The organism is Streptococcus sp. 1032 (assembly GCF_013277015.1).
GTDB lineage: Bacteria > Bacillota > Bacilli > Lactobacillales > Streptococcaceae > Streptococcus.
In genome coordinates this window covers 16,781-30,764 of sequence record NZ_VMMD01000011.1, presented here as the reverse complement: position 1 = coordinate 30,764, position 13,984 = coordinate 16,781, and the positions used below count along the sequence as shown (strand labels likewise).

The following is a 13,984-nucleotide window of genomic DNA, read 5'->3' as shown; positions in this document are numbered from 1 at the left end:
TTACTTTGAGAAGTTAGCTAGTATAATTACTTTTCAAAGTGCCAAAATTAAATTGCTTTTATATCTAAATTGTTATATAATAATAGCTAGGAGGAAATAAGTATGTTAAAAGAAGTATTGACCGTCGCAAAAGTTGCGAAAAAATCATCACTCTTTTTAGGTGGAGTTGCATTTGGTACCCTTGGTTTGAAAATCTTGGCAAGTAAGGAAGCTAAAAAAGGTTATTCTAAAGCTTTGGCTAAGGCTTACAAGTTGAAAGACGGGCTAGACGCATCTGTTTCTGTTGTGAAGCAACATGGAGACGATGTCTTGCAAGATGCCAAATATTTGTACGAGCAAGAGAAAAAAGAAGAGCAATTAGATAGCCTTATAGGAGAATAATATGTCTTTTAAAGTGCTACATAGAGGATACCAACATATCCGACTATCATCTTCTTTTTCACTCACCTTGGATATTCAAGACTATCTTCGTTCCTTGGCGAGAGATGAAAAGGGGATTGAGTCTATCCAGTTTTACATGGATCAACAGCACTTTACTCTACGTATAAAAGAAGGCTTTTCTGTATTAGATAATGCAGAAGCCTTTTTAAAAAGAATTGATAAAGGGAATGTTTCTGAGTTGATGACTCTTCCCATTCGTAGAGAAGAGAGTGCTTATTCTATAGTTTCAGGTGCAGCGATTAAGCGTATACTTTTTCGTAGTTTTGTGCCGTATCCTATTCGCTATATATGGACTTGTTATCAGGCTTTTGGTTATATTAGAGAAGCCTATCAAACACTAGCGCGTAAGGAACTAACGATGGAGGTTTTGGACTGTTCGGCGATTTTATTGTCCTTATTTATGAACCAATCCAAGACAGCTAGCAATATCATGTTTATGCTTGATTTGGGGAATCATTTAGATCAGTGGTCCTTGAAAAAAACGGCAACAGATTTAGAACAAAGCCTTCTTGCAAAAGAGAGCGATGTATTTCTAGTACAGGGGGATACGGTCGTTAGTATCAAGAGTTCCGATGTTCAAATAGGAGATGTCTTGGTCCTATCTCAAGGAAATGAAATTCTGTTTGATGGACAAGTAGTTTCAGGTTTAGGTATGGTCAACGAAAGTTCCTTGACGGGAGAGAGTTTTCCAGTTGAAAAAAGAGAGTTTGATTCGGTTTGTGCAAATACAGTATTAGAAACTGGAGAGTTACGCATTCGTGTAACCGATAATCAGATGAACAGCCGGATTTTACAACTGATTGAGTTGATGAAGAAATCTGAAGAAAACAAGAAAACGAAACAACGCTATTTCATCAAGATGGCGGATAAGGTCGTCAAATATAATTTCTTGGGGGCTGGACTGACTTACCTATTAACAGGTTCTTTTTCTAAGGCTATCTCTTTCCTATTGGTCGATTTCTCCTGCGCTTTGAAAATCTCTACTCCTGTAGCTTATTTGACAGCTATCAAGGAGGGGTTGAATCGTGAAATGGTGATTAAGGATGGGGATGTTCTGGAGAAATATCTGGAAGTTGATACTTTCTTGTTTGATAAGACGGGAACAATCACAACTAGTTATCCTATAGTTGAAAAGGTGTTACCTTTTGGGGACTATAGTGAGGAAGATATTCTCAGAATCAGTGCCTGTCTTGAGGAACACATTTATCATCCTATTGCTAATGCCATCGTCAAGCAAGCCGAGATAGAGGGAATTGAACATGAGGAAATGCATGGGAAACTCCAATATATCGCAAGCAAGGGGATTAAATCTCATATAGATGGGCAACCAGTTCTTATTGGGAATTATGTCTTGATGCAGGATGAGCAAATTCATATCAGTTCAGAACAAAATGCTTTAATTGAAGAGTACAAGAGCCACTACAATCTCTTATTCTTGGCTTATCAGAATGAATTGATTGGAATGTTCTGCATTCATACTCCTTTGAGAAAAGAAGCAAAAGCAGCCTTGGAGAAACTTAAGGCACAAGGGAAAAAATTGATTCTGGCAACAGGGGACACCTTGGTTAGAACAGAGGAATTAGTCAAAGATTTGCCCTTTGATCAGGTCTATACAGACTTGAAACCTGATGGGAAATTTGAGTTAGTAGAGGAACTGCAGAAAGCAGGTCACACTATTTTGATGGTTGGGGATGGGTTGAATGACTCAGCTGCTCTAACCCTATCAGATATCGGTGTGGTGATGAATGAGAGTGCAGATATTTCTAAGCAGATGAGTGATATCTTATTGTTAGATAATCGCTTGGATTTCTTCCAAGAGTTGGATTGGCTATCATCATCTTTGCAAACACTCATCAAGAAGAATATTCAAGATACCGTTGTCGTAAATAGTAGTTTGATTGGCTTTGGCTTGTTTAACTGGCTCAGCCCTTCAAATCTTTCTATCTTACATAATCTAACAACCTTACGCATTGTACTGCGTAGCCTGTCTATTAAGGGATAGGTAGGGACTATTCACAGCAAAAAGGAGTTACCTTTCTCGAGGGTAACTCCTTTGTTTATAGGTAAATGTTGAACAGTTTAGTAAGTCAATACAAAGTATTTTTTCTTCCCACGACGGATAACAGTCAGTTCGTTCTCTAACTTATCAGCATCACTCAAGACATAGTCAAGGTCTTGGATGCGGTCGCCGTTGACGTAGATAGCACCGTTTTGAACGTCTTCACGGGCTTGGCGTTTTGAGTTAACCACACCAGATGACACGAGCAGTTCTACGATATTGTGGTTTTCATCTGCTTGAACTTGGTAGTTTGGTACACCCCGAAGTCCTTGTTTGAGTTCTTTAACAGAAAGGTTTTTGATGTTTCCTGCAAAGAGTTGCTCAGTGATGTTGAGGGCTTCTTTGTAAGCTTCTTCGCCATGAACAAGTGTGACGACTTCACGAGCCAAGACTTTTTGAGCCAAGCGTTCGTGTGGAGCTGCTTCAAATTGTTTGCGGATGTCTTCGATCTCATCAAGTGACAAGAAAGTAAAGATTTTCAAGAAGCGAACAGCGTCAGCATCCATGACATTCATCCAGAATTGGTACATTTCGTATGGAGAAGTCTTTTCAGGATTGAGCCAAACTGCGTTTCCTTCTGATTTACCAAATTTCTTACCAGTTGCATCGGTAATCAGTGGAACAGTGATAACGTGACCAGTTTTGTCAGCCTTACGACGAAGTAATTCGGTACCAGCTGTCATATTTCCCCACTGGTCAGAACCACCGATTTGAAGCGTTACGTTGTGGTCTTGGTTAAGGACGAAGAAGTCGTACCCTTGCATGATTTGGTAAGCAAACTCAGTGTAAGAAATTCCTGTTTCAATTCGTTTTTTCACAGATTCCTTGCTCATCATGTAGTTGACAGTGAAGTATTTTCCGATATCACGGAGGAAGTCAATGAAGCTGATGCTGCCAAACCAGTCGTAGTTGTTGACCATGACAGCCTTGTTTTCGCCATTTTCAAAATCAAGAAAACGAGAAAGTTGTCCTTGGATAGACTTGACCCAGCCATCTACTGTGTCTTTTGTTTGGAGACTACGTTCAGCATCTTTGAAGGACGGATCTCCGATGAGACCAGTAGCACCGCCAACGAGCGCATAAGGTTTGTGACCTGCTAGTTGCAAGCGACGACTTGTCAAGATTGCGACAAGGTGGCCTAGGTGAAGGCTGTCAGCAGTTGGATCGTAGCCAGTATAATAAGAAACTTGACCTTCTTCTAGGGCTTTACGCAAAGCTTCTTCATCAGTCGTTTGAAAAATCAAACCACGCTCTTTTAGCTCATCAAAAATGTGCATGTGTCTTTTCTCCTTTTTAAAATTATTGTTTCTACCTATTGTATCATAAACTCGGGCAATAGCCTAGCAGAATAGGGAAGAAAGTGGCTATTTTATTGAAAGTTTCCCTTTTATGGTATAATAGATAGAGTGAGGAAATCCATGCAAAATCAATTAAATGAATTAAAACGAAAAATGCTGGAATTTTTCCAGCAAAAACAAAAAAATAAAAAATCAGCTAGACCTGGCAAGAAAGGTTCAAGTACCAAAAAATCTAAAACCTTAGATAAGTCAGCCGTTTTTCCAGCTATTTTACTAAGTATAAAAGCCTTATTTAACTTACTCTTTGTGCTTGGTTTTATAGGAGGAATGTTGGGAGCCGGGATTGCTTTGGGGTACGGAGTGGCCTTATTTGACAAGGTTCGGGTGCCTCAGACAGAAGAATTGGTGAATCAGGTCAAGGACATCTCTTCTATTTCAGAGATTACCTATTCGGACGGGACGGTGATTGCTTCCATAGAGAGTGATTTGTTGCGCACTTCTATCTCATCTGAGCAAATTTCGGAAAATCTGAAGAAGGCTATCATTGCGACGGAAGATGAACACTTTAAAGAACATAAGGGTGTAGTGCCCAAGGCGGTGATTCGTGCGACCTTGGGGAAATTTGTAGGTTTGGGTTCCTCTAGTGGGGGTTCAACCTTGACCCAGCAACTGATTAAACAGCAGGTGGTTGGGGATGCGCCGACCTTGGCTCGTAAGGCGACAGAGATTGTGGATGCTCTTGCCTTGGAACGTGCCATGAATAAGGATGAGATTTTAACGACCTATCTCAATGTGGCTCCCTTTGGCCGAAATAATAAGGGGCAGAATATTGCAGGAGCTCAGCAGGCAGCTGAGGGGATTTTCGGTGTAGATGCCAGTCAGTTGACGGTTCCTCAAGCAGCATTTTTAGCAGGACTTCCACAGAGTCCCATTACCTACTCTCCTTATGAAAATACTGGGGAGTTGAAGAGTGATGAAGACCTAGAAATTGGCTTAAGACGGGCTAAGGCAGTTCTTTACAGTATGTATCGTACAGGTGCCTTAAGCAAAGACGAGTATTCTCAGTACAAGGATTATGACCTTAAACAGGACTTTTTACCATCGGGCACGGTCACAGGAATTTCACGAGACTATTTATACTTTACAACTTTGGCAGAAGCTCAAGAACGTATGTATGACTATCTAGCTCAGAGAGACAATGTCTCCGCTAAGGAGTTGAAAAATGAGGCAACTCAGAAGTTTTATCGTGATTTGGCAGCCAAGGAAATTGAAAATGGTGGTTATAAGATTACTACTACCATAGACCAGAAAATTCATTCTGCCATGCAAAATGCGGTTGCTGACTATGGCTATCTTTTAGACGATGGAACAGGTCGTGTAGAAGTAGGGAATGTCTTGATGGACAACCAAACAGGTGCTATTCTAGGCTTTGTAGGTGGTCGTAATTATCAAGAAAATCAAAATAATCATGCCTTTGATACCAAACGTTCGCCAGCTTCTACTACCAAGCCCTTGCTGGCCTACGGGATTGCTATTGACCAGGGCTTGATGGGAAGCGAAACGATTCTATCTAACTATCCAACAAATTTTGCTAATGGCAATCCGATTATGTATGCTAATAGCAAGGGAACAGGAATGATGACCTTGGGAGAAGCTCTGAACTATTCATGGAATATTCCTGCTTACTGGACCTATCGTATGCTCCGTGAAAAGGGTGTTGATGTCAAGGGTTATATGGAAAAGATGGGTTACGAGATTCCTGAGTACGGTATTGAGAGCTTGCCAATGGGTGGTGGTATTGAAGTCACAGTTGCCCAGCATACCAATGGCTATCAGACCTTGGCTAATAATGGAGTTTATCATCAGAAGCATGTGATTTCTAAAATTGAAGCAGCAGATGGTAGAGTGGTGTATGAGTATCAGGATAAACCGGTTCAAGTCTATTCAAAAGCTACTGCGACAATTATGCAGGGCTTGTTGCGAGAAGTTCTATCCTCTCGTGTGACAACAACCTTCAAGGCTAACCTGACTTCTTTAAATCCTACTTTAGCTAATGCAGATTGGATTGGGAAGACTGGGACAACCAACCAAGACGAAAATATGTGGCTCATGCTTTCGACACCTAGATTAACCCTAGGTGGCTGGATTGGGCATGATGATAATCATTCATTGTCACGTAGAGCAGGTTATTCCAATAACTCTAATTACATGGCTCATCTGGTAAATGCGATTCAGCAAGCCTCACCAAGCATTTGGGGGAACGAGCGCTTCGCTTTAGATCCTAGTGTCGTAAAATCCGAAGTCTTGAAATCAACAGGTCAAAAACCAGGGAAGGTTTCTGTTGAAGGAAAAGAGGTAGATGTTACAGGTTCGACTGTTACCAGCTATTGGGCTAATAAGACAGGAGCGCCAACGACCAGTTATCGCTTTGCTATTGGTGGAAGTGATGCGGATTATCAGAATGCTTGGTCTAGCATCGTGGGGAGTCTACCAACTCCATCAAGCTCCAGCAGTTCAAGTAGTAGCTCTAGTGATAGCAGTAACTCAAGTACTACACGACCTTCTTCTTCAAGGGCGAGACGATAAGTTCTATAAACTGTGCTAAATGAAGTGGCGAATCAATGGATTGCCACTTTTTTCTTTTTTCCTTTCGTGTTACAATAAAGGTATGAATCAGTATCAGAAAAAGATTGTTAAAGGGACCATTTATTCGCTCCTATCCGGCTTGATATGGGGAATCTGTGGGATTCTAGGAGAGTATTTCTTTACTCATTATCAGGTGTCTTCTGGTTGGATTACCTCTATGCGTCTGACGCTGGCAGGAAGTCTTGTTCTCATTTGGTCTGCGATGCAATTAAAATTGCAAGTGCTAGATATTTGGCGAGATAAGAAAAATTACCTGCCCTTTTTAGCTTATGCTATTTTAGGGATTTTTTCAGTTCAGTATTTTTTCTATCTCTGTGTAGAATACTCAAATGCTGCGACAGCAACTATTTTACAGTTTATCAGTCCTGTCTTTATCCTCTTTTACAATCGCTTGGTTTATCAAAAACGAGCGTCGAAAAGTGCTATTTTCTATGTTTTGATTGCTATGCTGGGTGTTGGCTTGATGGCGACAAAAGGCGATCTTTCTCAGTTATCCATGACGCCACTAGCTCTTATAACGGGTTTGCTGAGTGCCATGGGTGTTATGTTTAATGTTATCTTGCCCCAACCTTTTGCTAAGCGTTATGGTTTTGTTCCTACGGTTGGGTGGGGGATGATTTTGGCAGGTTTGTTTAGCAATGTCCTCTCGCCAGTGTATCAGCTTTCCTTTACTCTTGATATTTGGAGTATCTTGATTTGCCTCATTATCGCTTTCTTTGGGACGGCTTTTGCCTTTTTCATCTCCATGAAGGCAGTGTCCTTGGTCTCTCCTTTGGTAGTTTCTGTTATCAGTGCCAGTGAACCTCTCTCCTCTGCTCTCTTGAGTGTTTTGTTTTTAGGATTGGTGGTGGATTGGTCCCTTCTTCTAGCTATGGCCTTGATTATTTTACCTATGATATTTTTGTCTATAGAAGAAGCGAAAGAAAGTAGATAAAAAGTCTTTTCTTAATTCTAAAAGTGTGCTATACTAGAATAGTCAATAAAACACGGGGAGATAGTTGTGAAGATTGTTTTTAGGTTGTATCGGTAGGGGCTTGCTTTTACCGACAGCACGTTTTATCTCACATCCCTAAAAATCATACCTAAAAACAAACAAAAAGGCTTCAAATTTGAGGCCTTTTTTGGTAGAATAGTTATCATTATAAAGAATGAGAGGCCTTTTATGACTGCTACAAAAATGAATGCTCAAGAAATTATCCAATTTATCGCCAATGCTGAAAAGAAAACCAGTGTGAAAGTAACCTTTGATGGACAACTCGCAACTGCTGTACCAAGCTCTGTTGTTAAACTAGGAAATGTCCTATTTGGAGACTGGAAGGACGTGGCTCCGCTTCTTGATGGTTTGGTAGAAAATCAAGACTATGTTGTTGAGCAAGATGCTCGCAATTCTGCAGTTCCCTTGCTAGACAAACGTGAGATTAACGCTCGTATTGAGCCAGGTGCGATTATTCGTGATCAGGTTGAAATTGGTGACAATGCTGTTATCATGATGGGAGCAGTTATCAATATCGGTGCTGAAATCGGTGCAGGAACCATGATTGACATGGGGGCTATCCTTGGTGGCCGCGCTATCGTTGGGAAAAACAGCCACGTTGGTGCAGGTGCTGTTCTTGCAGGTGTGATTGAGCCAGCTAGCGCTGAACCAGTCCGTGTCGGAGACAATGTTCTTATCGGGGCTAATGCAGTGGTTATCGAAGGAGTCCAAATCAGTAGTGGTTCAGTTGTCGCAGCAGGAGCTATTGTTACCCAAGATGTCCCAGAAAACGTGGTGGTAGCAGGTGTTCCAGCTCGTATCATCAAAGAGATTGATGCCCAAACCCAACAAAAAACAGCGTTAGAGGATGCGCTTCGTACCTTGTAATTGTAAAAGTAATAAAGAGGCGGAACCCTTTTTCCAGCCTCTTTCTGCTATATAGGAGGATAGATAGATGTTAGATTTGATTCAGACTAGACGAGATTTGCACCAGATTCCGGAGATTGGCTTGGAGGAGTTCAAGACTCATGCTTATTTGCTGGATCTGATTGAGAAATTGACTGCGGGCAAGGATTTTGTCCAAGTTCGTACTTGGCGGACAGGGATTTTGGTTTATTTGCAGGGAAGTCAGCCAGAGCGTACCATTGGTTGGAGAACAGATATAGACGGTCTGCCTATCGTCGAACAAACAGGCCTTCCTTTCGCCTCTCAACACCAAGATCGTATGCATGCTTGTGGCCATGATTTCCACATGACCATTGCCTTGGGCTGTCTCGAGCGCGCCCTTGAGGAGCAACCAAAGAACAATCTGCTCTTCCTATTTCAGCCTGCTGAAGAAAATGAAGCTGGTGGGATGCTCATGTATGAGGACGGCGCTTTTGGAGACTGGTTGCCAGACCAATTCTATGGTCTTCATGTTCGTCCGGATTTGAAGGTTAGACAGATTGCGACCAATACACACACTCTCTTTGCAGGGACTTGTGAGGTGAAGATTCGTTTCAAAGGAAAAGGGGGACACGCGGCCTTTCCGCATGAAGCCAATGATGCTTTGGTGGCGGCTAGTTACTTTGTGACCCAAGTGCAGTCAGTTGTCAGCCGCAATGTCAACCCAATCGAGGGAGCAGTGGTGACCTTTGGCGTTTTCCAAGCTGGAACAACCAACAATGTCATCACAGACACAGCCTTTTTACATGGAACCATTCGTGCCTTGACACAGGACATGAGCCTCTTGGTGCAAAAAAGGGTCAAAACAGTTGCAGAAGGAGTTGCAGCTGCCTTTGATATGGAAGTCGAAGTCGAACTCAAACAAGGGGGCTACTTGCCTGTTGAGAACCATCCAGTCTTGGCGCGTGAACTGATGGACTTCTTTGAAGAGAAAGACGGAATCGAGTTGATTGATATCGAGCCTGCTATGACAGGTGAGGACTTTGGTTATCTCCTTTCAAAGGTTGATGGCGTTATGTTTTGGCTGGGTATCGATAGTCCCTACGCCCTTCATCACCCTCAGATGAGTCCTAAGGAAGAGGCACTAGCTATTGGGGTGGATGCGGTCTCTAGTTTCTTAAAAAAGAAGGCAGCAGAGTAGAGGAATTATCTATGAAATCGGAATTACGCAAGCAAGTCTTGCAGGACATGAAGGCTATCCCTCGAGAGCAAAAACAGGCTATGGATCAAGCTTTAACCGAGCGATTTTTAAAGCATCCCTTTTACCAAGAAGCCAAGGTCATCGCAACCTATCTCTCTTTTCCTCATGAATTTCAAACGCAGGAACTGATTGAGCAGGCGCTGAAGGACGGCAAGAAGGTTCTGATACCCAAAACTTATCCCAAGGGGCGCATGGACTTTGTGGTATATGATCCACAGCAGTTGGTAAAAACTTCCTTTGGATTACTGGAGCCACAGGGAGATTTGGAAGTGGTGGATGCCTCTCAGATTGATTTGATTCATGTTCCAGGGCTGGCTTTTACGACAAAGGGATATCGAATTGGCTATGGCGGAGGTTATTATGACCGCTATCTGGAATATTTTTCTGGTCATACTTTGAGTACGGTTTATCATTATCAAGTTCAGGACTTTATCCCTGAAAAGCATGATATTCCTGTTCAGGAGGTTCTGATTGATGAAGGAAATCTTTGATAGGCGTTACCCTGTGACGAGTTTCTTCCTCTTAGTGACGGCCTTGGTATTTCTACTAATGTTGGTGACCACAGGTGGAAACTTTTACAGGGCGGATACCTTATTTCAATTTGGAGCCATGTACGGGCCTGTCATTCGTCTCTTTCCTGAGCAGGTTTGGCGTCTCTTCTCTGCCATTTTTGTTCATATTGGGTGGGAGCATTTCATTGTTAATATGCTTTCGCTTTATTATCTTGGTAGGCAGGTAGAGGAAATTTTCGGTCCTAAGCAGTTTTTCTTTCTCTATCTCTTATCAGGAATGATGGGCAATCTCTTTGTTTTTGAGTTTAGTCCCAAATCCTTAGCGGCAGGTGCCTCCACTTCTCTTTATGGTCTATTTGCCGCGATTATCATTCTTCGCTATGCAACTCGCAATCCCTATATCCAACAGCTAGGTCAATCTTATCTGACACTTTTTGTGATTAACATTATTGGAAGTGTTCTGATTCCAGGAATCAGCCTAGCAGGCCATATCGGAGGTGCAGTTGGTGGCGCATTTCTAGCAATTATCTTTCCAGTTCGAGGAGAAAGACGGATGTATAGCGCTAGCCAGAGGTTAGGAGCAGTAGTGTTATTCGTAGGAATCACAGTCTTGCTTCTTTACAGGGGAATGGGATGAAAATTTGTGTAATGAAAAAAGATAAGGAATTTTTTGAACCTTATCTTTTTATGTTATTCTTTTTCAGCTAATTCTTTTCCAAGTTGGATGAGGTAATCTTTCAAGTCATCTTTGACTTGTGGATGTTTGAGGGCGTAGTCAATAGATGTTTTCATAAAGCCAAACTTATCCCCAACGTCGTAACGAGCTCCTGTAAATTCACGGGCGAAAACACGTTGTGTTTTATTAAGGGTATCAATAGCGTCGGTAAGCTGGATTTCATTTCCAGCGCCTGGAGCTTGCTTTTCGAGAATTTCAAAAATTTCTGGTGTGAGAAGATAGCGACCGATAATCGCTAAATCACTTGGAGCATCTTCGGGAGCTGGTTTTTCAACGAAAGTTTCAACACTATAGAGACCATTGATTCCTTCACCTTGAGGAGCAATGACTCCATATAATGAAACGTCTTCGTGTGGTACGGGCATGACAGCAATGGTTGATGCGTGCGTCTTTTCGTAATCATTCATCAATTGTTTTGTCAAAGGAACGGCATTCTCATCTGTGATGTCCATAAGATCATCACCCAGCATAACAACGAAGGGCTCATTCCCCACAAAAGCTTTGGCTTGTAAGACAGCATCTCCAAGACCACGAGGGTGAGTTTGGCGGATGAAATGGAGGCGCATACCAGTTGCTTCATCTACCAATTTTAACAGATCTGTTTTACCTTTTTCTTTGAGGTTGTACTCAAGCTCAAAATTTGAATCAAAGTGGTCCTCAATAGAACGTTTTGACTTACCAGTGACAACCAGAATATCTTCAATACCTGATTTGAGAGCTTCTTCCACGATAAACTGGATAGTTGGTTTGTCTACAATTGGCAACATTTCTTTGGCAAGAGCCTTGGTTGCTGGTAAAAATCGAGTTCCTAGTCCAGCGGCAGGAATGACTGCTTTTTTCACTTTCAGTGCCATAAGAATCCTTTCTCTAGAGGGTTAAGACCACTCATTTTCTGCTTTAAATTCATTGTTCATGATGTCGTAAATGGCATCTTTAATATTGGTTCCTTGGTAGATAACTTGGTAAATGGCCTGTGTAATGGGCATATAGACTCCAAGTTCTTGCGCTAGTTCGTAGGCTGCTCGAGTCGTTGAAATTCCTTCAATCACCATGCCCATATTGGCTTCGATATCAGCTAAAGATTCTCCACGACCAAGGGCATCTCCAGCTCTCCAGTTACGAGAGTGGCTGGAGGTTCCTGTTACGATCAAATCTCCCACGCCAGATAAGCCACTATAGGTCAATGGACTGGCCCCGAGTGCTACCCCTAGGCGGGTAATTTCTGCCAATCCTCGAGCGATGATGGCTGCCTTGGCATTGTCACCAAATCCCAGACCATGTAAAGCTCCGGCGCCAACAGCGATAATGTTTTTAAGAGCACCAGCGGTTTCGACCCCGATAACATCCGTATTGGTATAAAGTCGGAAGTAGTGATTACTAAAGAGCTCTTGAACGTATTGAGCTGTTTGTAAATCTTTAGAAGCAGCAGTGATTAAAGTCAGGTCACGCACAATGGTCTCTTCTGCATGACTAGGCCCTGAAACAACGACAATATCACTACGGAGATGTTCAGGAATTTCTTCTTCAAGAATGGTTGATAATCGTTTATGGCTATCGGGTTCTAATCCCTTTGATGCGTGCATGATGATAGCCTTATGGTCTAAGGTTTGTGCAACTTGTTGGGCAACAAGTCGTGTCACTTTTGTTGGGACAACAAACAAAATCGCATCCACATCTTTCAATGTTTCTGCTAAGTCAGTGTAGGCAATGATATTTTCATCTAGGACGACATCTTTAAAGTAGTGCTTATTAGTATGGTGTGTATTAATTTCATTGATTTGCTCGGGAAGATTTCCCCAAATACGTACCTCGTGTCCATTGTCATTTAAGACTTGTGAAAGGGCAGTTCCCCAAGAACCAGGCCCCAAGACGGCGATGGTTTGTTTTTCCATGATTTCCTCCTTGATAGAGTTCTTTCTCTTATTCTATCATATTCTAGGGGATTTTGCACTTGCATTGCTGGGGTATGGTGGCTTTGTGACTTCAAAAATACACAAAAACCGAGACGAAGGGATAAACTCTTAGTCTTTAGTTAAAGTGAGAAGAAATCTGATAGATAGTTTGATTCAATATATGCTATAATAGAGGTAAACAACTCAGGAGGTTCTTGTAGGTTGCGAGAGTTTGGCGAAAAAATTAAAAGATTACGTTTGGCTAAAAAAATCAGTCGTTCAGAATTTTGTGGTGATGAGTCTGAATTAAGTATCCGCCAATTAATTAGAATTGAAAATGGAGAATCCAGACCAACACTAACAAAGTTAAAATATATCGCTGAACGTTTGGGGGTTGAAGATTACAAGTTGATGCCAAGTTATATAGAGTTGGATAAGGAATACCTAGAATTGAAGTATTTCTTGATGAGGACTCCTACATACGAAGATGAAACTATCGCCCAAAAGAAAGAGAGTGTTTTTGATAATATTTTTGAAGAGTATTATGATAGGCTACCTGAGGAAGAAAGATTTATCATAGATGTTTTACAAGCATATGATGACTTTGGTTGGTGGAATGATGATAGCAATTTAGGAATGATTTTACAAGAGTATTTCGATCACATTTTGTTGAAATCAAAATATGAAGTTAACGATATTTTAATCATAAAGCTATTTTTGGTAAGATTAGTACACCAAGATACAATAATAGATGAGATTGAAGTGAATACCTTCTTAGTAATAGCTGATAAAATTTTACAACAAGTTGAGATGTTTGATATTGAATATTCATTTCTAATCAGAGATTCATTACTTTTGTTGTTAGGAATATTTGAAAAAATTGCTAATTACAGTCAATTTGAAGATATTCTTTATAAATTAAATGAAATTACCTCAAAATCATACGACTATCAGAAAAAACCAATTATTCGACTATGGGAGTGGCGCTATGCATTATTTGTAAAAAAAGATTATCCAGTAGTTGAAAATTATTTTCAAGAAGCAAAAATATTTGCTAGAATGATTGATAATCGTCATTTGATAGAACAGCTAGAAAAACAATGGCAACATGACCTCCAGGATTTTTTTAAAAATAAACATTAGAAAATAAAAAAGTGACAAAAATGTCACTAGTTAAAAAGATCGAGAGAAAGTTTTCGAAATCATAAAAACGCATGATATCAGGTGTTTAAAAACTTGATATTATGCGTTTTATCATTTAAAGAGTTATTATGTTTTTCC

12 protein-coding genes are annotated in these 13,984 nt (G+C 41.0%); 9 read left to right on the top strand and 3 right to left on the bottom strand.

Annotated features, from left to right (window positions below; genetic code table 11):
* Window positions 1-102: 102 nt before the first annotated feature.
* Together HT711_RS02980 and HT711_RS02975 are read left to right on the top strand one after the other, a co-directional pair.
* Window positions 103-381 carry a DUF6110 family protein gene (locus HT711_RS02980; protein ID WP_000910910.1) on the top strand — a complete coding sequence of 93 codons (279 nt, stop codon included), beginning with the start codon at window positions 103-105 and terminating at the stop codon, window positions 379-381.
* Between the two features lies 1 nt (window position 382).
* A complete protein-coding gene (locus HT711_RS02975; protein WP_173234507.1) occupies window positions 383-2,443 on the top strand; it encodes a heavy metal translocating P-type ATPase in 2,061 nt (686 codons plus the stop codon).
* A gap of 77 nt (window positions 2,444-2,520) precedes the next feature.
* Here the strand turns inward: HT711_RS02975 and tyrS are convergent, their stop codons facing one another.
* The gene (gene tyrS, locus HT711_RS02970) at window positions 2,521-3,777 is read right to left on the bottom strand and encodes a tyrosine--tRNA ligase (RefSeq protein ID WP_000546884.1); all 1,257 of its coding nucleotides are present in this window, start codon (window positions 3,775-3,777) and stop codon (window positions 2,521-2,523) included.
* Window positions 3,778-3,918: 141 nt separating this feature from the next.
* Here tyrS and pbp1b point away from each other — a divergent pair, with 141 nt between their 5' ends.
* The 6 genes from pbp1b to HT711_RS02940 all read left to right on the top strand — a co-directional run bounded on the left by pbp1b (window position 3,919) and on the right by HT711_RS02940 (window position 10,712).
* Window positions 3,919-6,384: a penicillin-binding protein PBP1B gene (gene pbp1b, locus HT711_RS02965; protein WP_173214494.1), complete on the top strand. Its 2,466-nt coding sequence runs from the start codon at window positions 3,919-3,921 to the stop codon at window positions 6,382-6,384.
* Window positions 6,385-6,466: 82 nt separating this feature from the next.
* Entirely contained in the window at window positions 6,467-7,378 is a 912-nt protein-coding gene (locus HT711_RS02960; RefSeq protein WP_173249727.1) for a DMT family transporter, read from the top strand.
* Window positions 7,379-7,606: 228 nt separating this feature from the next.
* Entirely contained in the window at window positions 7,607-8,305 is a 699-nt protein-coding gene (dapD, locus tag HT711_RS02955) for a 2,3,4,5-tetrahydropyridine-2,6-dicarboxylate N-acetyltransferase (protein ID WP_173234513.1), read from the top strand.
* 67 nt (window positions 8,306-8,372) lie between these two features.
* Complete coding sequence (locus HT711_RS02950; protein WP_173234515.1) at window positions 8,373-9,503, top strand: N-acetyldiaminopimelate deacetylase; 1,131 nt, start codon at window positions 8,373-8,375, stop codon at window positions 9,501-9,503.
* An 11-nt stretch (window positions 9,504-9,514) separates the two neighbouring features.
* Window positions 9,515-10,054 carry a 5-formyltetrahydrofolate cyclo-ligase gene (locus tag HT711_RS02945; RefSeq protein ID WP_173234517.1) on the top strand — a complete coding sequence of 180 codons (540 nt, stop codon included), beginning with the start codon at window positions 9,515-9,517 and terminating at the stop codon, window positions 10,052-10,054.
* The gene (locus HT711_RS02940; RefSeq protein WP_173234519.1) at window positions 10,038-10,712 is read left to right on the top strand and encodes a rhomboid family intramembrane serine protease; all 675 of its coding nucleotides are present in this window, start codon (window positions 10,038-10,040) and stop codon (window positions 10,710-10,712) included. The genes HT711_RS02945 and HT711_RS02940 overlap by 17 nt, the downstream gene beginning before the upstream one ends.
* A gap of 53 nt (window positions 10,713-10,765) precedes the next feature.
* On the opposite strand, the gene galU is transcribed toward HT711_RS02940, so the two are convergent.
* A complete protein-coding gene (gene galU, locus HT711_RS02935) occupies window positions 10,766-11,665 on the bottom strand; it encodes a UTP--glucose-1-phosphate uridylyltransferase GalU (protein ID WP_173234521.1) in 900 nt (299 codons plus the stop codon).
* A 21-nt stretch (window positions 11,666-11,686) separates the two neighbouring features.
* Complete coding sequence (locus HT711_RS02930; RefSeq protein WP_173234523.1) at window positions 11,687-12,703, bottom strand: NAD(P)H-dependent glycerol-3-phosphate dehydrogenase; 1,017 nt, start codon at window positions 12,701-12,703, stop codon at window positions 11,687-11,689.
* A 222-nt stretch (window positions 12,704-12,925) separates the two neighbouring features.
* Between HT711_RS02930 and HT711_RS02925 the strand changes: the two genes are divergently transcribed.
* Complete coding sequence (locus HT711_RS02925; RefSeq protein WP_173234525.1) at window positions 12,926-13,846, top strand: XRE family transcriptional regulator; 921 nt, start codon at window positions 12,926-12,928, stop codon at window positions 13,844-13,846.
* Window positions 13,847-13,984: the final 138 nt, after the last annotated feature.

Bases quoted from the DNA above. Each gene is read 5' to 3' on its own strand.
- HT711_RS02980 (WP_000910910.1), top strand. From the start codon at position 103: ATGTTAAAAGAAGTATTGACCGTCGCAAAAGTTGCGAAAAAATCATCA.
- HT711_RS02975 (WP_173234507.1), top strand. From the start codon at position 383: ATGTCTTTTAAAGTGCTACATAGAGGATACCAACATATCCGACTATCA.
- tyrS (WP_000546884.1), bottom strand. From the start codon at position 3,777: ATGCACATTTTTGATGAGCTAAAAGAGCGTGGTTTGATTTTTCAAACG.
- pbp1b (WP_173214494.1), top strand. From the start codon at position 3,919: ATGCAAAATCAATTAAATGAATTAAAACGAAAAATGCTGGAATTTTTC.
- HT711_RS02960 (WP_173249727.1), top strand. From the start codon at position 6,467: ATGAATCAGTATCAGAAAAAGATTGTTAAAGGGACCATTTATTCGCTC.
- dapD (WP_173234513.1), top strand. From the start codon at position 7,607: ATGACTGCTACAAAAATGAATGCTCAAGAAATTATCCAATTTATCGCC.
- HT711_RS02950 (WP_173234515.1), top strand. From the start codon at position 8,373: ATGTTAGATTTGATTCAGACTAGACGAGATTTGCACCAGATTCCGGAG.
- HT711_RS02945 (WP_173234517.1), top strand. From the start codon at position 9,515: ATGAAATCGGAATTACGCAAGCAAGTCTTGCAGGACATGAAGGCTATC.
- HT711_RS02940 (WP_173234519.1), top strand. From the start codon at position 10,038: ATGAAGGAAATCTTTGATAGGCGTTACCCTGTGACGAGTTTCTTCCTC.
- galU (WP_173234521.1), bottom strand. From the start codon at position 11,665: ATGGCACTGAAAGTGAAAAAAGCAGTCATTCCTGCCGCTGGACTAGGA.
- HT711_RS02930 (WP_173234523.1), bottom strand. From the start codon at position 12,703: ATGGAAAAACAAACCATCGCCGTCTTGGGGCCTGGTTCTTGGGGAACT.